8 protein-coding genes and 1 pseudogene are annotated in these 24,768 nt (G+C 68.2%); all 9 read left to right on the forward strand.

The genetic code is table 11. The features are described 5' to 3' along the window. Window positions 1-10: 10 nt before the first annotated feature. Window positions 11-5,158, forward strand: coding sequence for an amino acid adenylation domain-containing protein (locus ABQY64_RS10765; protein ID WP_374151288.1), 5,148 nt, complete (start codon window positions 11-13; stop codon window positions 5,156-5,158). Window positions 5,159-5,199: 41 nt separating this feature from the next. Beyond that, window positions 5,200-6,762, forward strand: coding sequence for a condensation domain-containing protein (locus ABQY64_RS10770; RefSeq protein WP_374151289.1), 1,563 nt, complete (start codon window positions 5,200-5,202; stop codon window positions 6,760-6,762). Continuing rightward, window positions 6,759-7,814, forward strand: a complete 1,056-nt coding sequence (locus ABQY64_RS10775) for a TauD/TfdA family dioxygenase (protein WP_180968880.1) — start codon at window positions 6,759-6,761, stop codon at window positions 7,812-7,814. Before ABQY64_RS10770 ends, ABQY64_RS10775 begins: the two co-directional genes overlap by 4 nt. After that, complete coding sequence (locus ABQY64_RS10780; RefSeq protein WP_349780773.1) at window positions 7,807-8,889, forward strand: methyltransferase; 1,083 nt, start codon at window positions 7,807-7,809, stop codon at window positions 8,887-8,889. Before ABQY64_RS10775 ends, ABQY64_RS10780 begins: the two co-directional genes overlap by 8 nt. A 28-nt stretch (window positions 8,890-8,917) precedes the next feature. Continuing rightward, window positions 8,918-11,974, forward strand: a complete 3,057-nt coding sequence (locus ABQY64_RS10785; protein WP_349780774.1) for an amino acid adenylation domain-containing protein — start codon at window positions 8,918-8,920, stop codon at window positions 11,972-11,974. After that, window positions 11,971-20,607 carry an amino acid adenylation domain-containing protein gene (locus tag ABQY64_RS10790; protein ID WP_374151290.1) on the forward strand — a complete coding sequence of 2,879 codons (8,637 nt, stop codon included), beginning with the start codon at window positions 11,971-11,973 and terminating at the stop codon, window positions 20,605-20,607. Before ABQY64_RS10785 ends, ABQY64_RS10790 begins: the two co-directional genes overlap by 4 nt. Continuing rightward, complete coding sequence (locus tag ABQY64_RS10795) at window positions 20,600-22,534, forward strand: amino acid adenylation domain-containing protein (RefSeq protein ID WP_374151291.1); 1,935 nt, start codon at window positions 20,600-20,602, stop codon at window positions 22,532-22,534. Before ABQY64_RS10790 ends, ABQY64_RS10795 begins: the two co-directional genes overlap by 8 nt. Window positions 22,535-22,540: 6 nt before the next feature. Then, entirely contained in the window at window positions 22,541-24,151 is a 1,611-nt protein-coding gene (locus ABQY64_RS10800) for a carbamoyltransferase C-terminal domain-containing protein (RefSeq protein ID WP_102252991.1), read from the forward strand. 145 nt (window positions 24,152-24,296) lie between these two features. Further along, window positions 24,297-24,506, forward strand: a pseudogene (locus tag ABQY64_RS10805) (MbtH family protein); the annotation flags it as partial. Between the last annotated feature and the right edge of the window lie 262 nt (window positions 24,507-24,768).

The raw sequence follows: 24,768 nt of genomic DNA on the forward strand, positions 1-24,768 counted from the left end.
GGCGGGCACGATGTCTTTGTCCGAATTTCTGGCGGAACTCAACGCGTCGGGCGTGCGCCTCTGGCTAGATCAGGGCGCACTGCGCTATTCGTGTCCCGCGCCCGGGCTGCGCCCGGATCAGCTCGCCAGACTCGCCGCAGTCAAGCACGATATCTGCCAGCTGATCCGCAGGACCTCGACGCATGCGCCGGCCCAGGTTGCGCCGGCGAACGCGGGCGATGCCGGAGCAACGCGGCTCACCTTCGAACAACGACGCATCTGGCGCAGTTGCCTGATCGCTCCGCAAACGCGCGCGTTCAACATCTGCGGACAGGCCGAACTGGCCGGCGAACTCAATCTCGCCGCGCTGGAACAGGCGCTGCAAGAAATTTCGCGCCGTCACCCCGTCCTGCGCGCGCACGTCGATGGTCCGGAGGACCGCTGCGCGCTGGTTGCCGGTGCGGACGCGCTGCCGCGGCTGCCCTGCATCGACCTGAGCGGCCTGGTCCATGGCGACGCCGTGGCCGCGCGCTTGTGCGACGAGGAGAGCCGCCGCCCGTTCGATTTGCGGCGCGGGCCATTGCTGCGCGCGTTGCTGATCGTGCGCGCACCGCGGCGTCACGCGCTGGTGCTGAGCCTGCACCATCTGGTCTGCGACCACTGGTCGGTGCAGGTTCTGACCCGCGAGCTGCACGCGCTGTACGTGTCCTACACGCGCGGTGGGACCGGCGCGCTTGCCCCGCTGCGCAAGCGGTTTGGCGACTATGCCGCGGCTGAATCCGCGCGTGCCGATGGCGACGGATTCGCCGACGGGCTGAGGTTCTGGGAGAGCCAGCTGCATGGGCTGCGCCCGACCTTGCTGCCCTCGACCGCGGATCCGGGACAGGACGCGATCGCCAGCGAGCAGGCCGTGCTCGCGGCGCCGGCGCTGCACGCGCTTCGCGCGCATGCACGTTCGCGCCGGGTCGGGCTTCCAGTGCTGCTGATGACCGCGTTGTTCGTGCTATTGCGCGAATACGTCGACCAGGACGACTTGTGCGTGGGCACCACGGTGGTGCATAGGCCGCATCCCGACGACGAAGCACTGATCGGCTTGCTGATCAACACCCTGGTGCTGCGCTGCGACCTGTCCGGGGCGGCGACGTTGGATGCCGTGCTGGCGCGGATGAAAATCGCCTGGAATGCGTCGGTCGCGCATTCGGACGTGCCATTCCAGCTGGTGCTGGACCGGATCCGCCCGTCGCTGGGTCCGCATGCGTTGCCGTTCAACGTGGGTGTGGAAATTCGTGCGGATGTTTCCTTGGCGTCGGAACAGGTGCCGGGACTGCGGGTCACCCCTGTGCAGTCGCGTTTCGTCGCGCCGGTGCGGGACTTGACGCTGTTCCTGGAAGAGGCCGCCGACTGCCTGGCCGTCCGCTTCGAGTACCGCAGCGGCGCGTTTGCCGCCAACGCCATCGCCGGCTTGCAGCGTCGCTATGTCGCGCTGCTGCAAGCCCTGCCTGCGCTGCTGCCGTCGTCGATCGACGCGCTGCCGGTGGAGCGGCCGCCTGACCTGATGCAGGCATTGGCCCAGGGCGCGTCGACCATCGTCGACATGCTGTACCGGCACGCACAGGACCGGCCCGATGCGATCGCGCTGGAGACGATTTCGGAGGATGGCGCGAGCACCCAATGGAGCTATGCGGGGCTGCGCCGCCGCGTGGATCGGGCCGCGGCGGCGATGCGGATGCGGGTCGGAACCGAGACGGTAGTGGCGCTCTGCATCGGCGATCCGGTCGAGTGCCGGATCGCCGCGCTCGCGTTGATGCGTGCCGGCGCCGCGCCGCTCGCACTGGATCCGGAGTGGCCAGCCGCGCAGGTCGACGTCGTTCTCGCGCAGGTCGGTGCGCTCGCGGTGCTGGCCGATCGTGCGGTGCCTGGCGTGTTGCCGCTGTGGCGCTGGCAGGACATAGCGGCCGGCGCGGGCGAGGCCGCACCGCCGGCGCCACCGCCGGCCAGCATGGCCTGGGTTCGGGTGCGCGATGGCGCGCAGGCCGGTGCCGTCGCGATCGAGCATCGCGCGCTGGTGCGCGCCGTCGAGGCGCTGGCGGCGAACCTGGAACGCGCGTCATGCGCTCGCTTGCTGGCAACCGCCGCGCCATGGCACCAGGCTTTCCTGATGGAGTTATGCCTGCCGCTGGCTTGCGGCGGCACGCTCGTGGCCACGCAAGCTACCGTGCACGCGGCCGCAGCGCTGATGTGCACCGAACCCGATGTAATGCACGCCGTTCCGGGCGTCGTCGACCGCATGCTGCAAGCGCGCGGGCTGCCTGTCTCCTTGCGCGTGATCGTGATCACCGCGGAGAGCTTGTACGCGGACACATTGAACCGGTTGTTTTCCCAGGTTTCGATCGAACGCGTCGTGCACGGCCATGCCTGCGCGGAATCGGCCCTGGTGTCCAGCGTCGCCGTGATCAGGCGGCGCGATCGCGGCGAGACGATGCAGGCGCGGGGCAGGGTGGATGGACCGGCAATTGCAGATCTCATCCGCTTACCGCAACCGTTTGATACGCAGCTGGCACCCTCGAACGCGCCGTCGCTGGACGCCGCATCGCGGCGGCAGGTGGTGCAGGACTTCAACGCCACCGACCGCGCCTGTGCCGACGGATTGGTGCACACGCTGTTCGAAGCGCAGGTGGCGCGCACGCCCGATGCGATCGCCGCGGTCGATGCCAATGAGCAGGTCAGCTATGCCGCACTGGACCGGCGTGCCAATCGGCTGGCCCGGCATCTGCGCGCCTGCGGGGTCGGCCCGGAGCACCGCGTGGCGGTGAGCGTGGAGCGCGGGGTACCGTTGTTGCTGGCATTGCTGGCCACGCTCAAGGCTGGCGGCGCCTATGTGCCGCTGGACCCGGACGCGCCGCCGCAGCGCCTGGCCGAGATGTTGCACGACAGCCGGCCGACGGTGGTGCTGCAGACCCAGCGCACGCCGGTGCCGGCGCAGTTGGTCGGCGCCGCGCAGCAGGTGTGGCTGGACCAGCCGCACACCTGGGCGCAGTTGTCCGGTGCCGCCCTCGCGGTACCCGGACTGACGAACGCGCAGCTGGCCTACGTGATCTACACCTCCGGTTCGACCGGCCGGCCGAAGGGAGTGATGAACGCGCACCGCGGCGTGGTCAACCGGCTGCGCTGGATGCAGGACGCCTATGCGTTGCAACCCGGCCAGAGCGTCCTGCAGAAGACCCCGTGCAGTTTCGACGTGTCGGTATGGGAGTTCTTCTGGCCGCTGCTGGCCGGCGCCCGGCTGGTGTTTGCGCGGCCGGGCGGGCATCGCGATCCAGGCTATCTGCATGCGCTCATCGAGCGCGAAGGCATCGACACGCTGCACTTCGTGCCCTCGATGCTGGATGCTTTCGTGGAAGAGATCGGCGCCAGGGAAGTCGGCGCCGGGATGGAAGAGGTCGGTGCCGGTTCGACTTGCACATCGTTGACACAGGTGTTCTGCAGCGGCGAAGCCTTGTCGCGCGAACTGGCGCAGCGGTTCGCCGCGCGGTGGCCGCAGGTAGGCCTGCATAACCTGTACGGTCCGACCGAAGCGGCGGTGGACGTGACCGCCTACGCCTGCGCGCACCTGCCGCCAGCGGGCGAGGTGCCGATCGGCGCCCCGATCGCGAACGTACGGATCTACGTGCTGGACACGCATGGCGCACCGGTCCCGATCGGCGTGCCGGGCGAACTCTACATCGGCGGCATCGCCGTTGCACGTGGTTACGAAGCGCGTGCAGGCCTGACCGCCGAGCGCTTCGTGGTCGACACCCATGGGCCGACGCCGGGCGCACGGCTGTACCGCACCGGTGACCTGGGCCGTTGGCGCGCCGACGGCACGCTCGACTACCTGGGCCGCAACGACAGCCAGGTGAAGCTGCGCGGCCATCGCATCGAACTGGGCGAGATCGAAGCGTGCCTGCGCGACTGGCCGCAGGTCCGCGAAGCGGCGGTGGTGCTGCACGGCACGGGCGCACACGCGCGGCTGGTGGGCTACGTGACCGGCGCGGGCGCGCAATCCCCCGACCTGGACGCACTGCGCCAGCACCTGCGCGCACACTTGCCCACACCGATGCTGCCGGCGGCGCTGGTGCTGCTGCCGGCGATGCCGTTGACTCCGAACGGCAAGCTCGACCGCAAGACATTGCCGGCGCCGGCGATCGTTGCCGGGTGGGACGTGGCCACCGTCTCCGTCTGGGAGCATGAATCTGCCGACCCGGCCGGCCTGCATCCTGTGCGACGTCGTGCGTTGTTCGCGCCGATTGCGACGCCCTCGACGCGCGCCAACGTGCAGCTGTTGCGTCGGCAAAACGCCGACGCGCCGTTGGGCGCGACCGGCCGGATGGCGATCCGCGGTGCGGCCATCGCGCGCGGCTACCTCGGGCAACCCGGATGGACGGCGGAGCGATTCCAACCGGACCCGGCGTCGCAAATCGCCGGAGCGCGACGCTGCCTGACCGACGACTTCGGGCGCATCGGCGCCGACGGCGCCTTGTATTGCCTGGGCGCCGACGGCGACACCCTCCTGCATGGCCGCGCCATCGAGCTGCCATCGCTGGAAGGCGCGTTGCGCGCGGATCAGCGGGTCCGCGCGGCCGCGGCGCGGATCGCCACCGACGATGCGGGCCGATCGTCGCTGACGGCGTACATCGTGGTCGACGAGAGCCGCTCCATCGGCATCGAGACCGAACTCATGCAGCGCCTGACCGAGCAGCTGCCTGAGTACATGCTTCCCGAGTCGCTGCTGCGTGTGCGTGCGCTGCCGCTCGCCGCCGACGGCAGGCTGGACCGGGCCCGCCTGTTGCTGTTGGACCGGCAAGAGCGGACGCCGTCGCATAGCCAAAGCGAAGGCGTCCTGGTCGGGATCTGGAAGCTGGTCCTGCAGAGCGACATAGTCGATGCCGATCGTAGCTTTTTCGAACTGGGCGGAAACTCACTGAATCTGCTGACCGCGGCGCGCCTGGTCAGCGATCGCTTCCAACGTAAGGTCACTGCCGCGGATCTGCTGCGGCATGTGTCGCTGCGCGGCCTGGCGCGCCATCTGGATGCGGCGAACGCACACCAGGACGACGGCGATACGCCGCAACGCCGGGCCGCTGCACGCCTGAGCGCGCTGCGCGAGCGTCCACGCCGCGCTAGTGGGGCGCGGCCATGAACGCGTCACCCTCCCGTGACGGCCCGCACTTGCTCAACGGCTTGCGCTACCTGGGCATCGCCGTCGAAGCGGATGCGACGCAGCTCAGGCTCAACGCGCCGGCCGGCGTCCTCACGCCGACCATGCAGGCCGCGATCAAGGCACACAAGCCGGCGTTGCTCGCCGCTGCGAACGCCGCCGTCGCGCCGTCGCCGCAGTCCGGGTTGCCGCTCTCGTTCGAACAGCAACGCGTGTGGCTGGCGCAGCAACTGGCTCCGGATTCGCCGGAATTCAATCTCGCGCTCGCCTTCAGGATCGACGGCCCGCTCGCGCCCGAAGCGCTCGCGCGCGCGATGACCGACATCGTGCGACGGCACGAAATCCTGCGCACCGTGTATACCGGCGGCGCCGAGCCGGCGCAGGTGATCGGCGAGGCCGTCGACGTGCCGTTACCGATCGTGGATCTGCGTGCGCTGGCCGAAGCGGACCGCGAACGCGTCGCCGAACAGATCGCCAACGCCGAGATCCACCGACGTTTCGACCTGCGGCGCGACCTGCCGCTGCGCCCGCTGCTGCTGAAGCTGCAGCCGCAACGGCATTGGCTGGTGATATCGCGCCACCATATCGCCGCCGACGGCTGGTCACTGGGGCTGTTCCTGCGCGAACTGGTTTTCGCTTACGAGGCATTCCGGCGCGGCCGTCCGGCCGGGCTTGCCGCGCCGGAAATCCAGTACGCCCGTTACGCGGTCGAACAGCGCCTGGCCAGCGACGAGCAGGAAAATGCCCGCCACCTGCGTTATTGGCAGGACCGGCTGCGCGGCGCCGACCCCAACGTTTTCCCGCACATGCGCAGGGCACCGGCCGCGACCACCGGCAGCGTGGTCGTGCGCCAACTCGACCTGGCCCAGGCACAACGCATCACGGCCTGGTGCCGGCGGACCGGCGTCACCGTATTCGCCGCCTACCTGGCGGTATTCCTGGCAGTACTGCGGCATCGCAGCGGGCGGCGCGATCTGGTGATCGCGACCGACTACGTCAATCGCGACAGCGTGGAGCGCGAATCGGTGATCGGCATGTTCGTCAGGCGCCTGACCCTGCGCTGCGAACTTCAGGACGACAACAGCTTGCTCGACCTGGCCAGGCAGGTGAAACGGGTGACGTTCGAGGCCTGCAGCCATGCCGAGGTGCCGCCCGAGCGCATCGCTCGATTGCTGGACCGCGACGGCAGTGGCGGCCGGCCGCAGGTGATGTTCGGCATGCACGGTGCACCGCTGCATGCGCCGTACCGCGACCTCGCGTTGTACGGTACCCGCCGCGCCGAACTGCTGGACCTGCAGGTCGCGACCAACGAATTTCCCCTGAGCATGTACGTGAGCGACACCGCTGCGGGCCCGGTGCTGGTGCTGCGCCACGACGACGCGGTTGTCGCCAAGGCCGAAGCCGACATGCTTCTGCTACAGTTCCAGGGCCTGATCGGTCTCCTCGCCGAGACAGGCGATGCCTCACTGAAACAGCTATACGCAGTGGCGGCCACGGCGGAGCGCGAAGCCGCGGCCAATTACCTGACGATGAGAGCCCGCCGCTTCGGCCAGCGGTCCCTCGACACCAGAGGCGTCCAACAGTGAAGTTCAGCGACTATCGGAAGGTCGTTACTCCCGCGTCAGCGCTGCCTGCCGAACAGGATGCGCTGCTGGATCTGGTCGAGATCGCGAGCAATCACGACGAACTTCCGATCTTCGTCACCCCGAAGCGTCCGATCGATCTGGCCGCCTGGCTCGCCGCCGCGGCGCCATCGCTGCATGCGCTGGCAGACACGCGCGGCGCGTTGCTGTTTCGAGGCTTCAGCGTGCATGGCGCGGTCGACATGGAACGCTGCGTGCGCAACCTGATCGGCGAGCCGATGGATTATCGCGAGAACACGTCGCCGCGCACCGCCGTGCGCGGCAACATCCGCACGTCCACCGACTATCCGGAGACAGAAACGATCCTGCTGCACAACGAGCATTCGTACAGCAGGCTCTTCCCGATGCGGGTGTTCTTCCATTGCACCGTGCCGGCCAGCAGCGGCGGCAACACGCCCATCGCCGACTGCGGCGGCGTGCAACGCCGGATCGATCCGGCGATCGTGCAACGTTTCCGCGAACGCGGCTGGCTGTACGTGCGCAATTTCGTCGCCGAGGTCGGCCAGTCCTGGCAGACCGTCTACCAATGCGAGGATCGCGACACGCTGGAACGATTGCTGGACGACGCCGACATCGGTTTCGAATGGAATGCGGCCGGACGCTTGCGCACGCGGATCCTGCGCCCCGCAGAAAGCCGGCACCCCACGACCGGAGAATCGCTGTGGTTGAACCATCTGCTGTTCTGGCACTTTTCCAGCCTGGACCTGCAGATGCAGCGCATGATCCGGTCCGAGTTCGGCGAGTCCGAGCTACCACACCAGACCTACTACGGCGACGGCGAGCCGATCGAAGAAGACGTGCTGGCGAACATCCGCGAGGCGTACGAGCAGGAGCGGCGTGCGTTCGCGTGGCAGGCCGGCGATCTGCTGATGCTGGACAACATGAAGGTCGCACACGGACGCGATGCCTACGTCGGCCCGCGCAACCTGTTATTTGCCATGGGCCATCCCTACGACCGGCGCAACAGCAACGAGTGGATCCGCGCGCATGCGTAACGCCGGCGACGACTACCGCCGGCGCTGGCTCGAACGTCGGCAGCGCGGTGCCGAGGCAGCGACCGGCGATGGCTGCGTGACAGCACCCGACGCGACCGGCGCGGTGCGGGCGCTGTACGAATGCTATCCGTATCCATCGCGCGAGCAGGCCGCGCCGATCCGCGATGTATCCAACGCCATCGAGATGCTGCTTGGCCCTGGCGCGCTGCACGGCCGCTGCGTGCTCGATGCCGGCTGCGGGACCGGGCACCGCCTGGTCGGCATGGCGCGGCAGTTCCCGCACACCCGGTTCACCGGCCTGGACCTGTCCACCGCGTCTCTGGACGTGGCTGCGTCGCTGGTGGCACGGCACGGCCTGAGCAATGTAACCCTGCTGCAAGGCGACTTGTCGCACGGAAACATCGCCGGCCGCTACGACCTGATCGTCTCCACGGGCGTGATCCATCACCTGCCGTCGCCGCGCAGCGGATTCCAGTCCCTGGCCGGGGCGCTGTCAGACGACGGCCTGCTGTATGCCTGGCTCTACCACGCATACGGAGAATTCGAGCGCATGCTCGAGCGTGAGCTGGTCGCCGTGTTCCATGGCGACGGCGACGATCTGCAGCAGGGTATCGCCGTTGTCGATGCGTTGGGCTGCGTCCTGCCGGACGATCAATACGGCGCCACCGGCGCGCGCCTGGACGATGCGGAAGAGTGGCGGCGCAGCAAGCTCGCCGACGCGTACCTGCATCCGGTGGTGCATACCATGCGGATCGAACAGGCACTGGACCTGCTCGAAGGCACCGGCCTGGACTGGGCCGGCGTCAACGGCTGCAACTGCATGGGCCACAGCCATTTGTTCGACCTGCACCGGCTGGCCGACGGACTGGAGCGCGAGCTGTCGGTCTATCCCGAGGCCGCGTTCGAGCATGCGGACATTCGCCGCCGCGCGCACGCGCTCGATCCGCTGAAGCAGCTGCGGGCGCTCGAATTGAAGTTGAAGCCCACCGGCTTTTCCATCGTGGCCGGGAAAAACGCTGCCCTCCGACACTGCACCCGGCGTATCGGCGGCAATGTCTTGCGACGCTGGAACTAACGTTGTGGACGACACTATGGACACGCACTTGACCCATCCTCTCTCCAGCCAGCAGCGCCGCACCTTGCGATGCCAGTTCGGTAGCGACGCGACGTTCTTCGTGGCGCAATGCTCCGCGCAGATCTCCGGTGCAATCGAGGACACGGCGCTCGCCGCGGCCTTATGCACCCTGGTGGAGCGCCACGAGATCCTGCGCGCCGAACTCGACGAGCTGGCCGACGACGCCGGTCACCACGACGCGGGCGAGGGCGACGCGCAGGCGACGGCACGGCCGATCGACATCGGGGTCGGCAGCCGCTTGCGGGCACGGCGATCGAACACCCCGGACGGCGCCCGGCTGGAGCTGAGCCTGCCCGCGGTGGTGGCCGATCGCGCGACCTTGCACAACCTGGTCGCGGAATTGAACGCGTTACTGGGCGATGGCGGCGCTGCGCTGCCCGAATCGGTGCCTTACGCGCTAGTGGTGCAATGGCAGCAGGATCTGCTGCGTGAACCCGAAGCCCAGGTCGGCGTCGCCTTCTGGCGGACCCGGCTGGCCAACCCGCCGGCGATACCGAGACTGTTGCTGGAGCGTGCGGATTCCGATGCGCGCTTCGCTCCGTCGCGGCTGTCGCTTCCCGTCGACGCCGCACTCGCCACGGCCGCCGCCGCGCTCGCCCGCAGGCTCGGGGTCAGCGTGCAGGCGGTGCTGGTCGCGACCTGGAAGACCCTGCTCGCGCGGATGACCGGCGCGCCGGAGGTGTTGCTCGGCATCGTCAGCGCGGGACGCGCCGACGAATCCTTGCAGCAGGTGATCGGCCCGCTGGCGCGCACGCTGCCGCTGCGGCTCCCGTTCCATGCGGCCATCCCGCTGCGCTCGGCGATCGAGGAAACCGACCGCTACCTGTTCGACGCCGATGCGTGGCAGGACTGCTTCGTCGGGGGCGACAACGCGATCGGCCCGGATGACGCGCAATTGCCGGCGTTCGTCTTCGAAATGCTGGAAACCGATGCACACGCAGCGGCTTCGCCGTTGCGGATCGTCGACGACTACGTCTGCAGCCAGACCTTCCGCTTGCGGCTGGGCTGGCGCACGCTTGCGATCGACCTGGATTTCGACAGCGCACGCCTGAGCCCTGCCCAGGCCCGGCGTATCGCGACGGCGTTCGTGGAACTGCTGCAACGCGTCTGTGTTGAGCCCGACGTGGCCGGCGGCACGGTCGCGATCGCCGGCGTGGAGGAAACCCGCAACCTGTTGCAGTCGGTGTGCCTGGGGCCGGCGCTGGAAGGCGACGCGCCGCCGCCGGTGCATGTCGCGTTCGCAACCATCGCCCAACGATTCCCGCAGCGGATCGCGATCGCTGCGGTGGACGGCGCGGTCTCGTTCGCCCAACTCGAACGTGCCAGCCGGCGCGTCGCGCAGGATCTGCTCGACCACGGCATCGGCGCGGAGCAGGTGGTGGCGATCCTGGCCGAGGACGCCGTGAACACGATCGTCGCCGTGCTCGGCATCCTCAGGGCCGGCGCGGTGTTGCTGCCGCTCGACCGCCTGGCACCGCCGCAGCGGCTCGAAACGATCGTCGCGCGCGCGCGGCCGGCCGCGTTCATCGCCACCACGCCGGCGTCCCGGGGAGCGCTGCAACCCCTGGCCGCGGCGACGGCGGCGCCGTTGCTGGACTGCGACGGCGGTGCGCCGGCGCAGCGGGAGCTGCCCCCGGTGGCGATTCATCCGCAGCAGGCGGCGTATGTGCTGTACACCTCGGGCTCGACCGGCGAACCCAAGGGCATCGCCGTCCCGCACGCTGCGCTGGCCAACCACATGGCGTGGATCGTCGACGCGTTGCGCATCGGCCCGCAGGATCGCGTCCTGCAGCGCACGCCACTGAGTTTCGATGCCTCGATCTGGGAAGTGTTCGCGCCGCTGATCACCGGCGCCTGTCTGGTGCAGTGCGCACCGGACGCCAACTTCGACGTCGACGGCCTGCTGCAGACCATCGTGCGCAACGAGGTCACGGTGATGCAAACCGTGCCGAGCCTGCTGCAGGCGCTGTTGTCGGCCGGGTTTGCTGGCGCGGTTTCGCTCAGGACCCTGTGCTGCGGCGGGGACGTGTTGCCGGCGCGCCTGCGGCAGGAGGCGGCGCAGGTGCTGGACGCCGAGTTTGTCAATCTGTACGGGCCGACCGAAACCTGCATCGACGCATCGTGGTGGAGCGGCGACGCGCCGCACGGCGGCTCGATCCCGATCGGCAAGCCGATCGCCGGTGGCGAGATGTTCATCGTCGAATCCGGCCTGCCCGCACCGATCGGGGTGGGCGGCGAGATCCGCATCGGCGGTGCCGGGCTGGCGCGCGGTTACCTGCATCAGCCCGCCGCGACAGCGGTGGTGTTCTCGCCCCATCCGTGGTCGGCGCTGGCTGGCGCCCAGTTGTATCGCACCGGCGATTTCGGTTTCTGGGACGAAGAAGGTGCCGCGCATTTTCTCGGTCGCCAGGACGATCAGGTCAAGCTGCGCGGGGTCCGCGTCCAGCTGGAGGAAATCCGTTCGGCGCTGTTGCAGCATCCGGCGGTCGGCGAGTGCCAGGTCATGCTCAGCCGCGACGACGGGCAGGCGCACCAGGCCCTGCTGGCATTCGTCGAATTGCGCGCCGACCAGGACGCCACCCATGATTTCAGCGCCGAATGGCAACGGCACCTGCGTGCGCGACTGGCTGACACGGTCGTGCCGACCAGCTTCGTGGTACTGGCGCAGATGCCGCGCACCGCCAGTGGCAAACCGGACCGCAGCGCGCTGGCATCGCTGCAGGTGACGCCCAGGCGCAGCGCGCCGGCCACCGCCACCGAGCAGACCGTGGCGGTCATCTGGAAGGAACTGCTGGAGGTGGAAGAGGTCGACGCCGAGCAGAACTTCTTCGCCCTGGGCGGTCATTCGCTGCTATTGACCAAGCTGGTGGCGCGGGTCGCCGAAGAGCTTCAGGTGCAGGTGCCGCTGCGTGGCCTGTTCGATGCGCCGACGCTGTCCGGTTTCTCCGCGATGATCGACGCGCTGAAGGCGCAACCGCAGGCGCACGACCGGCCCGAGTCTGAACCGGAGTCGTCGCGCTCATGAAGCGCAGCTTCTCCGACTGGCGCGCGCAAAGCGCGCGGCAGGCGGTGCCTGCTGCGGACGATGCCGTCACGGACCTGCCGGGTGCACACGCGCCGGCGCCTGACGCACCGATCGCGGCGGCTGCGCAGCGCGACAGCTTTCCATTGTCCTTCACCCAGGAGCGGATCTGGTTCGTCAACCAGCTCGATCCGCTCAAGCCGATCTACGTCTGCCCGCACCCGGTGCGCCTGCGCGGGGCGTTGAAGCCGGCCGCGCTGGAAGCGGCCCTGTCGGCGATCGTCGCGCGCCACGAGCCGCTGCGCACGCGTTTCGCCATGCACGGACAACACCTGCGCCAGCAGGTTCTGCCGGCGCGGCGCCGGTTGATCCCGCTGGTCGACCTGAGCCACCTGCATGCGGACCAGGCCTGGCGCACCGCGACCGCGCTGGCCCAGAGCGATACGCTGCGGCCGTTCGACCTGAGGAACGCTCCATCGCTGCTGCGGGTCGCGCTGATCCGGCTGGCGGCCGACGACCACGTGCTGTTGTTCACCCTGCATCACCTGATCGGCGACGACTGGTCGATGGCGGTGCTGATCGAGGAAATGGCGCAGTGCTACGCCCAGTGCGTGCTCGGCCTGCCGTCCTCGCCATCGCCGCCATCGCTGCAATACGGAGATTACGCGCAATGGCAGCGCGACATGGCCGACGACGGTCGCCAGGAGGAGCGGCGCCGCTACTGGCACGACAAGCTGCGCGGCGTGCCGGTACTGAACCTGGCCACCGACCGCAACCGCGGCACGGTTCAATCCCATAGCGGTCACAAGGTGTTCGCGCAACTGCCGCCGCCGGTGATGGGCGGGCTGAAGGCCTTGTGCAACCAGGTCGGCACCACCCCGTTCGTGATCGTGCTGGCATTGTTCAAGTTGATTTTCCAGCGCTACTCCAACCAGGACGACATCGCCATCGGCGTACCCGTGGCCGGTCGCGCGCGGCCGGAGCTGCAACGCATGGTCGGCCCGGTGCTGAACATGCTGGTGATGCGCTCGACGATCGACGCGCGCATGCGCTTTGCCGACTTTCTCAAGGACGTGCGCAACACTGTCGTGGACGCCTTCGAGCACCAGGACGTTCCGTTCGAGAAGCTGGTGGAAGACCTGCAGCCGGCGCGCGACCTGAGCCATGCGCCGCTGTGCCAGGCGATCATCGCCTACCACTATGATTCGCTGCCGCGCTCGAGTTTCGCCGACCTCGCTGGCGAGCCGATCGCACTGTCGCGCGCGCCGGTGGTGTTCGACCTGGACATCACCGCGACCGAGCACGAGAACACGCTGTGGTTTTCGGTGACCTACGACACCCAGCTGTTCGACGAATCGACCGTGCGGCAGATGATGACCGAATATTCGCTGGCGGCCGCGGCGGTCGCCGCGGATCCGTCCATCACGCTGACCCGGTTGCGCGCCGAGTGCGCGCGCGCCTGCGCCGGGCCGCTGGCGCTGTGGAACGCCGCGCCACCGGTGGACGTGGCACAGCGCGACCTTGGCTCGCTGTTCCTGGATGCGGCGGTGGCCAGGCCGGACGCCGTGGCGCTGATCGCCGCGCAAGGGCGGGTGACCTACGCGGCACTGCGGCGAAGGACGCTGCACATCGCCGGCCGCCTGCGCGCGGCGGGCGTCGGTCCCGAGCGCGTGGTCGGCAGCGCGATCGCGCGCTCGTGCGAGTCGGTGGCCGCGCTGCTCGGCATCCTGATCGCGGGCGGAGCCTATGCCTACATCGATCCGCACTATCCCGACAAACGCATCCGCGAATTGCTCGATCTCACCGACATCCGCGTCCTGCTTGCCACCGCGGCGGAGGCGCCGCGGTTCGCGTCGTTCGATGTACAGGTGGTGGTCGTCGACGGCGACGAACACCATGACCCGCAACCACTGCTGCGGCCGCGGCTGCACCCCGACAACAGCGCCTGCGTGGTCTTCACCTCCGGCTCGCAAGGCATTCCGAAAGCGGTGATCTCGCCGCACCGTGGACTGCTGAACCGGCTGCAATGGATGTGGGACACCCAGCCTTATCGCGACGGCGAGATCCTGGCCCACCGGGTCTCGCTCAATTTCGTCGACTGCATCTGCGAGGCAGTGGGGCCGTTGCTGCAAGGCCGGCCGCTGGCGATCGTCGACGAGCGTGCCGGCCACGACGTCGCCGAACTGCTGCGCACGCTGGCGCAGGAACAGGTCGGCCGGCTGGTGCTGATTCCGTCGCTGCTGGCGACCTTGCTCACGCTCGATCCCGACCTGGGCGCGAGCTTGCCCGCGCTGCGCCACTGGGTCTGCAGCGGCGAACCGCTGGATGCCGACCTGGTGCGACGCTTCCGCGACAGCGTGCCCGGCGCCAGGATCTACAACTTCTACGGATCTTCCGAGGTAGCCGCCGACGTCACCGCCGTCGATGTGACCGACACCGTTGCGCCGCACGGCGGCGTACCGCTCGGACGTCCGATTCACAACACCCGTGCCGCGCTCGTCGACGACCTGGGTTTCCCGGTGCCGCCCATCGTCGCCGGCGAAATGGTGATCGCCGGCGACGGCCTGGCGCGCGGCTACAGCCGCCTGCCGGCGGCGACGGCAGACCGGTTCCGGCCCAGCCCGCTCGGCGGAGCGCCCGGTGAACGGGTCTACATGACCGGCGATATGGCCAGGCTGAGTCTCGACGCCGAATGCAGTTTCGTCGGCCGTCGCGACCAGCAGATCAAGATCCATGGCAGGCGCATCGAACTGGGTGAAATCGAGAGCGCGATGCTCGCGCATGCGCGGGTGACGCAGGCCGCCGCACTGGCGGCGAGCGACGGACACCTGCTGGTGGGCTTCTATTCTTCCGACAGCGGGCTGGGCGAGCAGGAGTTGCTTGGTTCGCTCAGAACCCGCCTGCCGCAGTTCATGCTGCCCTCGCAATTGATCCGGATGCAGCGCCTGCCGTCGCTGGCCACCGGCAAGCTCGATCGCAAGGCGCTGTCGGCGCTGCACCCGCTGCACCCGCTGGATACGCCCGACGCGCAGCCGTCCACGCCGCTGGAAAAACAACTGGCCGATATCTGGCGGCGTGTGCTCAATCTGGACACGGTCGGCGCGCGTGCCGATTTCTTCTCGCTGGGCGGCCATTCGATGGCCGCGCTGCAGATGCTCTTTCTCATCGACAAGGAATTGCAGCGCAAGCTCGATATCGCCGCGTTGTTCCAGAATCCCACGGTGGCCGCGCTGGCCAGCCACATCGGTACGCTGGCGGCGGAGCCCGTCGACGAGTCGACCAGCGTTGAGGCGATCCCGGATCCGGCCAGCCGTGGCCAGCCGTTCCCGTTGACCGACCTGCAACAGGCCTATTGGGTCGGGCGCACCGATGCGTTCCGTTTCGGCCAGGTGTCGATCCACGCGTACTTCGAAGTCGAGGCCGAGGGACTCGACCTGGGCCGCTTCACCCGCGTGTGGAACACGCTGGTGCACCGCCATGACATGTTGCGCGCGGTGGTGACTCCCGACGGCCAGCAGAAGATCCTGGCCGAGGTTCCCGATTACCGCATCGACGTGATCGACCTGCGCGACCTGGACGAATACGACGCGGGGCAGCGATTGTCGGCGTTGCGCGACGAGCTCTCGCACCAGGTGCTTCCGCTGGAACGCTGGCCCGGATTCGACGTCCGCGCCACCGTCCGCGACAGCGACCGCATCCGGCTGCACGTCAGCATCGACACGTTCTTCCTCGACGGGTGGAGCCAGCGGCTGCTGTTCGGTGAACTGGTCGCGCTGTATGACGACCCCGACGCCGTGCTCGACCCGCCGCAACTGCAGCTTTCGTTCCGCGACTGGTTCCTGGCGGCGCGCGAACTCGCCGCCACGCCCGCGTACGCGCGCTCGATGGCCGTCTGGACCGAACGGATCGGCAAGCTGGCGCCCGCGCCCGAGCTGCCGGTGCTGCACCGGCCAGGGCAGGGCGCGACCGCCAAGGTGCGCAACCTCAACGCGCAGCTCGACGCCGCAGCCACCCGGCGCCTGCGCGAGCGCGCCCACGCGTTGGGCCGGTCGATCGTCGACGTTGCGCTGGCGGGCTACGTGCGCATCGTCTCGGCGTGGAGCGCCAACGCGCGCTTCACTTTGAATATTCCCACGTTCAGCCGCATGCAATTGCATGCGCAGACCAACCGCGTGGTCGGGCCGTTCTCGAGTTTCACCATCGGCGAATTCGACGGATCGGCGGCGGGCAACTTCGCCGACCTGCTGGCACAGGCGCACATCCAGCTGCGCTTCGGCGCCGAACATCAGCTGGTCAGCGGCATCGAGCTGATGCGCGAGCTGCGACGCACACACGGCTTCGCCTATTACCTCCCGGTGGTGTTCACCAGCCTGATCTTCGACGCCGATGCGGCGGCGGTGGATTTCGTCTCCAGGCCCAGCACGTTGCGCAGCGTTTACGCCTGCGGCCAGACCCCGCAGGTATGGCTGGACAACCGCGTCGACCTGCTCACCGGCGGCGTGCTGTCGCTGGGGTGGGACGTGCCCGACGGCGTATTCCCCGAAGGCCTGGCCGACGACATGTTCGATGCCTACGTTGGCTACCTGCGCGCAATGGCCGACAAGGATTGGAACGCGGGCGACAGTCTGGAAATTCCGTACCAGCGGATCGAGGCGGCGGATCCGCCGTGCAGCGATGGTCTGCTGCATACCGATTTCGTGCTGCAGGCACGGGCGACGCCGCAGGCCGATGCGGTGCGCTGCGGCGCTACCCGGCTCAGCTACGCCGAACTGCACGGGCTGGCCCAGCACCTGAGCGCGCAACTGCGCGCAGCCGGCGCGCGCCGCAACGGCCTGGTCGCGGTGGTGATGGAGAAGGGCTGGGAGCAAGTGGCCGCGGTGCTGGGGGTGGTGCTGTCCGGCGCGGCCTACCTGCCGCTGGACGCGCGGTGGCCGGCCGAGCGCCTGCAACAACTGCTGGACGAAGCACAGGCCACCGTGGTGCTGACCCAAGCACGGGTACTGCAGTACTGGCGTGCGCCGCCGGGCCTGCACACGATCTGCGTGGACCAGCAGCGCGGCCGCGTGCCGGCTGCGCTGCCCGCCACAGCCGGCGAGCCGGCGCAACCGGACGACCTGGCCTACGTGATCTACACCTCCGGATCGACCGGCCGGCCGAAGGGAGTGATGATCACCCACCGCGCCGCGCTGAATACCGTGCGCGACGTCAACGAACGTTTCGGCGTGACCGCGGCCGACCGGGTGCTGGGTCTGTCGTCGATGAGTTTCGACCTGTCGGTGTACGACGTGTTCGGCACCCTGGCGGTCGGTGCCTGCTTGGTGCTGCCGACGGCCGAGGGCGAACGCGATCCGTCGCAGTGGTGGTCGCTGATCGCCGCGCATGCGGTGACGCTCTGGAACAGCGTGCCGGCGTTGCTGGATCTGCTGGTGGACTACGGCCGCCGTGTCGGCGTGCGCGCGCACGGCGCGGGCGTGACCAGCCTGCGCCTGGCCATGCTCAGCGGCGACTGGATCGGGCTGACGCTGCCGCAGGCGATCCGGTCGCTGGCGCCGGCCTGCGCGGTGGTCAGCCTGGGCGGTGCGACCGAGGCGGCGATCTGGTCGGTGCTGTATCCGATCGAGGCAGTCGATCCGGCCTGGACCAGCATTCCGTACGGCCGGCCGATGAAGAACCAGCGCTTGTACGTGTTGAACGACGCCTGGCAGCTGTGCCCGGTATGGGCGCGCGGCAGCCTGTACATCGCCGGCGACGGCCTGGCGCTGGGGTACTGGCGCGACCAGGAGCGCACGGCGGCGAGTTTCGTCTCGCACCCCCGCACCGGCGAGCGGCTGTACCGCACCGGCGATCTGGCGCGCTACCGTCCGGACGGCTGCGTGGAACTGCTGGGCCGCGAAGACCTGCAGATCAAGCTGCACGGTCACCGGATCGAACCGGGCGAGATCGAGGCGGCGATGCTGCAGCATGCAGCGGTGGCGCAGGCGGCGGTGGTGGCGCAGCGCACCGCGCGCGGCGACCAACAACTCACTGCGTTCGTCGTGCTCGCCAGCCAGCCGGCCGACCGAATGGCCGCGGCCGCGCCCGCCAGCGATTACCTCAAGAAGCTCGAGATCCGCACCAGCCAGCCCAACGTCAGGAAGGACCTGAGCAAGGCCGGCATGCCCGCGATTGCGCTGGACCGCGTGCAGGATGATGTCGCCACGCTGCTCAGGCGCCGCAGCCGGCGGCGTTTCCTGCCCGACGCCATGCCCGCGCGCGATCTCGGCCTGATGTTGTCCGGCATCGCCCAACTCCGGCACTCGCTGCTGATGTTCCCCAAGTACCAGTACGGCTCGGCCGGAAACCTCTATCCGATCCAGGTGTACCTGTATGCAAAGCCCGGGCGGATCGCCGGGCTGGAGCCGGGTTACTACTACTACAACCCGCGTAATCACGACCTGCGCACATTGCCGGATGGCAACGCACTGCGCGCCGAGGACATCGGCGAGGAGAACGCCGCGCTGTTCGACGACTGCGCGTTCGCGCTGTTGCTGGTCGCCAGCATGGCGGCGATGAGCGAACTGTACGGCGAGGCAGGTGGGCGTTACGCAGCCATCGAGGCCGGCCTGGTCACCCAGATCCTGGAAAACGGCGCCGCCGATCACGGCGTCGGCCTGTGCCAGATCGGCGGGGTAACGTTTCCGGCGATGCGCGATCGCCTGGCCGTCGACGAGCAGCACGTGCTGATGCACGCGCTGCTCGGCGGACCGGTCGATCGCGAAGAAGATCCGGTCCACGGCGCGATCGAAGACGCAAAGGCCTTTGGACGGTCCAGGCAAGCTGCCACCGTCGAGACGTCGGCCGAGGCCACGTTCGCAGCGCTCAAGGCGATGCTCAAAGCGAAACTGCCCGCCGCGCTGGTGCCGGCGGCGTTCGTGGCGATGGAGGCCCTGCCGTTGAACGCCAACGGCAAGATCGACCGCGGCGCCTTGCGCGACGTGCAGCCGGCCAGCGGCGCGGCGCGGGCAGCGTCGGCCCCCCCGGCAGCGGCAGCGGCACCGTCCGCGGCGATCCTGGCCGAACTGTGCGCACAGGTGCTGGGGCGCAGCCGGGTCGGGGTGCAGGAAAACTTCCTGGAATCCGGCGGCAACTCGATGCTGGCGATTAAGTTGATCAGCCGGGTACAGAACCTGTTCGGCCTGAGCGTTCCGCTCGCCGACTTCTTCGAAGATGCGACCCCTGCTGGACTGGCAGCGTTGATCGACAAGCTCAGACAGGACGCGGACCACAACGCCGAGGTCTGGCAGCCGGCGGTCGCCGATCCGGTCAACCGGTACCAACCGTTCCCGCTGTCGGCGGTGCAGCAGGCCTATTGGGTAGGGCGCCGCGATTCCATCCACCTGGGCAGCGTCAGCACCCATGCCTACATGGAAGTGGATATTGCCGAACTGGATGTGGCGCGCATGCAGCGGGCGATGCAACTGCTGATCGCCCGTCACGACATGCTGCGCGTGGTGTTTTCTGCCGATGGCTACCAGCGCATCCTGCAGGAGGTGCCGGCGTACGAGGCTGGCTACCGCGACCTGCGCGGCCTGAGCGCCGCCGACGCCGATCGCTCGCTGGCGCAGACCCGCGCGCGCATGTCGCACCAGGTGCTAGCCACCGATACCTGGCCGCTGTTCGAGATCTTCGTCCAGCAACTGGACGGACATTGCCGCCTGCACCTGAGCATCGACCTGCTGCTGGCGGACGCCTACAGCCTGCAACTGTTGCATCGCGACTTTCTCGGCTTCTACCAGCACGCGGAAAATTACCAGGCGCGCACGGTCGACTTCTCTTTCCGGGACTACATCCTGGCCGCGCGCCGGCTACGCGAGTCGCCGCGCTATGCGCGCGCCAAGCGCTACTGGATGGAGCGCTTGCAGCAGTTGCCGCCGGCGCCCGAACTGCCACGGCGTGGACGCGCCGGTACCGGCGCGCACACGTTCCTGCGCTTGTCGGCCCGGTTCGAAGCCGATCGCTGGGAAGCGCTGCGGCAGAGGGGGGCGCGCAGTGAACTCAGCCCCTCGAGCCTGCTGTGCGCCGCGTTCGGGCGGATCCTGGCGCTGTGGTCGGGAGCCGCGTGCTTCACCCTGGGCATGACCACGTTCGGTCGCCTCGCGCTGCATCCCGACATCGACGAGATCGTCGGCGATTTCACCACCATGATCCCGTTGCTGGTCGATGTCGGCGCATCCAGGTTCGAAACCGCCGCGCAAACCGTGCAACGGCAGATCTGGCGCGACATGGACAACGCACTGTTCGACGGCATCGAAGTGCAGCGCGAGCGCAACCGTCTGCAACGGCACATCGGCGCGGCAGCCTTTCCGGTCGTGTTCACCAGCACGATCGGTGCCGGTGTCGGCGAGGGGGCAGGGGAGAAAGTGATCGCCGCGCCTGGCGACGCCGGGCCGGTGCTCAGTGGCAGCATCGGCCACAGCATCTCGCAGACCTCGCAGGTGCTGCTTGATCATCAGGTCACCGAAGTGGCGGGGGCGCTGTCCTACACCTGGGACTACGACGCCGAGCTCCTGCCCGAAGACCTGATGGGCGACATGTTCGCCGCCTATGGGCAATTGCTGGATGCGTTGTGCAGTGACGAAGGGGCATGGGATGTCTGAGACCGCAACGCCCGCATGCGCGGAAATTCCCGCCAGCCGGCTGTTCCCGCCCGAACAGCGTGCGCTGATCACCGCACTGAACCGCACCGATGCGCCGCGCAGCGACGATCTGCTGCATACCGATTTCGTGCTGCAGGCACGGGCGACGCCGCAGGCCGATGCGGTGCGCTGCGGCGCTACCCGGCTCAGCTACGCCGAACTGCACGGGCTGGCCCAGCACCTGAGCGCGCAACTGCGCGCAGCCGGCGCGCGCCGCAACGGCCTGGTCGCGGTGGTGATGGAGAAGGGCTGGGAGCAAGTGGCCGCGGTGCTGGGGGTGGTGCTGTCCGGCGCGGCCTACCTGCCGCTGGACGCGCGGTGGCCGGCCGAGCGCCTGCAACAACTGCTGGACGAAGCACAGGCCACCGTGGTGCTGACCCAAGCACGGGTACTGCAGTACTGGCGTGCGCCGCCGGGCCTGCACACGATCTGCGTGGACCAGCAGCGCGGCCGCGTGCCGGCTGCGCTGCCCGCCACAGCCGGCGAGCCGGCGCAACCGGACGACCTGGCCTACGTGATCTACACCTCCGGATCGACCGGCCGGCCGAAGGGAGTGATGATCACCCACCGCGCCGCGCTGAATACCGTGCGCGACGTCAACGAACGTTTCGGCGTGACCGCGGCCGACCGGGTGCTGGGTCTGTCGTCGATGAGTTTCGACCTGTCGGTGTACGACGTGTTCGGCACCCTGGCGGTCGGTGCCTGCCTGGTGCTGCCGACGGCCGAGGGCGAACGCGATCCGTCGCAGTGGTGGTCGCTGATCGCCGCGCATGCGGTGACGCTCTGGAACAGCGTGCCGGCGTTGCTGGATCTGCTGGTGGACTACGGCCGCCGTGTCGGCGTGCGCGCGCACGGCGCGGGCGTGACCAGCCTGCGCCTGGCCATGCTCAGCGGCGACTGGATCGGGCTGACGCTGCCGCAGGCGATCCGGTCGCTGGCGCCGGCCTGCGCGGTGGTCAGCCTGGGCGGTGCGACCGAGGCGGCGATCTGGTCGGTGCTGTATCCGATCGAGGCAGTCGATCCGGCCTGGACCAGCATTCCGTACGGCCGGCCGATGAAGAACCAGCGCTTGTACGTGTTGAACGACGCCTGGCAGCTGTGCCCGGTATGGGCGCGCGGCAGCCTGTACATCGCCGGCGACGGCCTGGCGCTGGGGTACTGGCGCGACCAGGAGCGCACGGCGGCGAGTTTCGTCTCGCACCCCCGCACCGGCGAGCGGCTGTACCGCACCGGCGATCTGGCGCGCTACCGTCCGGACGGCTGCATGGAACTGCTGGGCCGCGAAGACCTTCAGATCAAGCTGCACGGTCACCGGATCGAACCGGGCGAGATCGAGGCGGCGATGCTGCAGCATGCAGCGGTGGCGCAGGCGGCGGCGGTGGCGCAGCGCACCGCGCGCGGCGACCAACAACTCACTGCGTTCGTCGTGCTGGTCGAAGCAAACACGCCGGAGCCGGGCAACGCCTTGTTCGCCCACGCCATGCAAAAGCTGCCGCAACACCTGCATCCGGCCCGGATCGTCGTGCTGGAACAGTTGCCGCTCGACGACTTCGGCCGGATCGACCGTGAAGCCCTGCAAGTACACGGCGTCGTCGATACCCCGATCATGTCGCCATCCGCATCTGAGGGACGCGACGACACCCTCGCCGCGATCGCCACGATCGTCGCCGACGTGCTGGTCGTCGACGACTGCGGTTTCGATCAACGCCTGCTCGATCTTGGCGCGGACTCGGTCGGCATGATCCGCATCGCCAATTCCCTGGAAGAGCGCTTCGGCCATCGGCCGGGGCTCGAATTCCTGTTCCGAAATCCGTCGCTGCGCGACATCGCCGACGAGCTGTCGGTGCTGGCGAGCACCGGATCCGATGCCGTCCAGACCTTGCGATAAACGGCCATGAACATACTGTCGATCAACTTCAATCATGACGGAGCGGCGGTAGTGCTGAAGGACGGCCATGTCGCCGGCTACGTGGCGACCGAACGCTTTTCCAGGAAGAAAAAGCATCCGGGCGTGCGTGCCAGCGACATCGAAAACCTGCTCGACCAGGCGCAACTGCAGTTGCGCGACATCGACCAGGTGCTGCTGCTCAATCTCAACAACATGGATTCGCCCGAGGTGGTGCAGCTGCACGGCACCAACTTCAAGGACACCTGGCCCGAGTTCTGGATCGACGGCAGCTACAGCACGATCAATCTGATGGGCACCCACCTGCCATGCGCGGTGATGCACCATTCCTCCCATCACGTCATGCACTCGGCCGCGGCTTATTTCTATTCGCCGTTCGAATCCGCGGTATCCCTGGCCTGCGATCCGATCGGCGCGCACGCCTTTTTCATGCGCGGCATGCAGCAGGCGCCGGTGCCGTCGTATCGGCATCTGGTCGCGCCGCGCGTCTACGACCGGGTGGCCGCCGGACTGTTCGGAACCGGCCTCATCGGTGCGGGCAAGTTGATGGGCTTGGCTCCTTACGGCGCCGACGAACGCGAGATCGACTACGCCGAGTTGCTCGGCATGCATTACCAGAAGGCCCATGCGCGCCTGCTGGAACAGACCCGCGACGATGCCATCGAAGTGGCCGCCGCCGACGGCAAACCGCTCAACGCGACCGTGGCCTTCCATGCCCAGGCCTTGCTGGAGTACGAGCTCTCGCGTCTGTTCGACGAGTTGTACGAGACCTGCGTAGCGCACGGCATCGAGCCCAATCTCTGCCTGTCCGGCGGCACCGCGCTCAACTCGGTGGCCAACCAGCGCTGCTTCGAGCGCTCGCGTTTTCGGGACATGTACCTGTATCCGGCCTGCGGCGATGACGGCACGCCGATCGGCGCGGCGCTGATTTCCTGGCACATCTTCATGCAGCAGCCGCGCATCGCGCGCAGTAACCGCGATGCGATGTACTCGCGCCGCAGCTACGACCATCTGATTCCAGACGCACTCGACCGCTACGCGGCCTCGGTCCAGGTCGAATCGCACGAGGATCACGCGCCGGTCGCGGCGCAGATGATCGCCGACGGGCGGGTGATCGGCTGGTTCCAGGGCGCCAGCGAAATCGGGCCACGCGCATTGGGCAATCGCTCGATCCTCGCCGATCCCAGGCGTGCGGACATAAAGGACTACCTCAACCGCACGATCAAGCAGCGCGAGATGTTCCGACCGTTCGCGCCTTCGATCCTGCGCGAGCATGCGATGGAGTGGTTCGGCATTGAGGAGAGCCCGTTCATGCTTCGGGTCGCGCCGGTGCGCAAGCCCGGCGTACCGGCGATCACCCATGTCGACGGCACCACCCGTTTCCAGAGCGTGGATGCCGCCGACAATCCCTCGTACCACCGGCTCATTTGCGCATTCCACCGCCTGACCGGTATTCCGTTGGTGCTGAATACGTCATTCAACGGCAAGACGGAGCCCATCGTGGAGACGCCGGACGATGCCATCGCGTGCATGCTGAACAACGGACTCGATGCGTTGGTGTTTCCAGGCCGCATCGTGCGTCCGCGACGCACCGGGTAATAACCACGACGATGCAACAACGACACTTGATCAGAACGCTGCCGATCTGATAAAAGTGCTTGCAAAGATGGGGCACTCCGGCAGCGGCCAATCGTGGCGCTAACCAACTGCTAACGCTGTTGACGAATGGGGAAAGAGGAATTCCATGTCCGACATCGATGACGATCAGACCACCTACCGTGTGGTAGTCAATCACGAAGAACAGTATTCGATCTGGCCTGCGACCAGGGAGTTGCCCGCGGGCTGGCGCGACGCCGGCAAGCAAGGCAGCAAGGCGGAGTGCCTGGCGTACATCGAACAGGTCTGGACCGACATGCGTCCGCTCAGCCTGCGACAGCATATGGAGGAGATGGCGCGCAATCCTCCCGTCGCCGAAACCGAGGTGCCCGTCGATGACGAACCCGTGCCGCTGTACCAGCGGCTGGCCGACGGCGAGCATCCGGTGCATTTCATCTCCCGTCCGGAAACCAGCGCCAGCGTCCTGCGCCGGTCGATCGATCGCGGCTACGTGCACGTCGTCTTTCCCAACACTCAGGGCGGCACCGAGCTCGGCATCCGTATCGACCCGGCCAACACCGACACGAGCAAAGCGGACTTCGAGGCCGGCTCGGGCGAAG

The organism is Xanthomonas sp. WHRI 7065 (assembly GCF_040203115.2).
Classification (GTDB): Bacteria; Pseudomonadota; Gammaproteobacteria; order Xanthomonadales; family Xanthomonadaceae; genus Xanthomonas; species Xanthomonas arboricola.

Coding starts and splice junctions, on each gene's coding strand:
- ABQY64_RS10795 (WP_374151291.1), top strand. CDS start 20,600: ATGTCTGAGACCGCAACGCCCGCATGCGCGGAAATTCCCGCCAGCCGG.
- ABQY64_RS10790 (WP_374151290.1), top strand. CDS start 11,971: ATGAAGCGCAGCTTCTCCGACTGGCGCGCGCAAAGCGCGCGGCAGGCG.
- ABQY64_RS10780 (WP_349780773.1), top strand. CDS start 7,807: ATGCGTAACGCCGGCGACGACTACCGCCGGCGCTGGCTCGAACGTCGG.
- ABQY64_RS10800 (WP_102252991.1), top strand. CDS start 22,541: ATGAACATACTGTCGATCAACTTCAATCATGACGGAGCGGCGGTAGTG.
- ABQY64_RS10765 (WP_374151288.1), top strand. CDS start 11: ATGTCTTTGTCCGAATTTCTGGCGGAACTCAACGCGTCGGGCGTGCGC.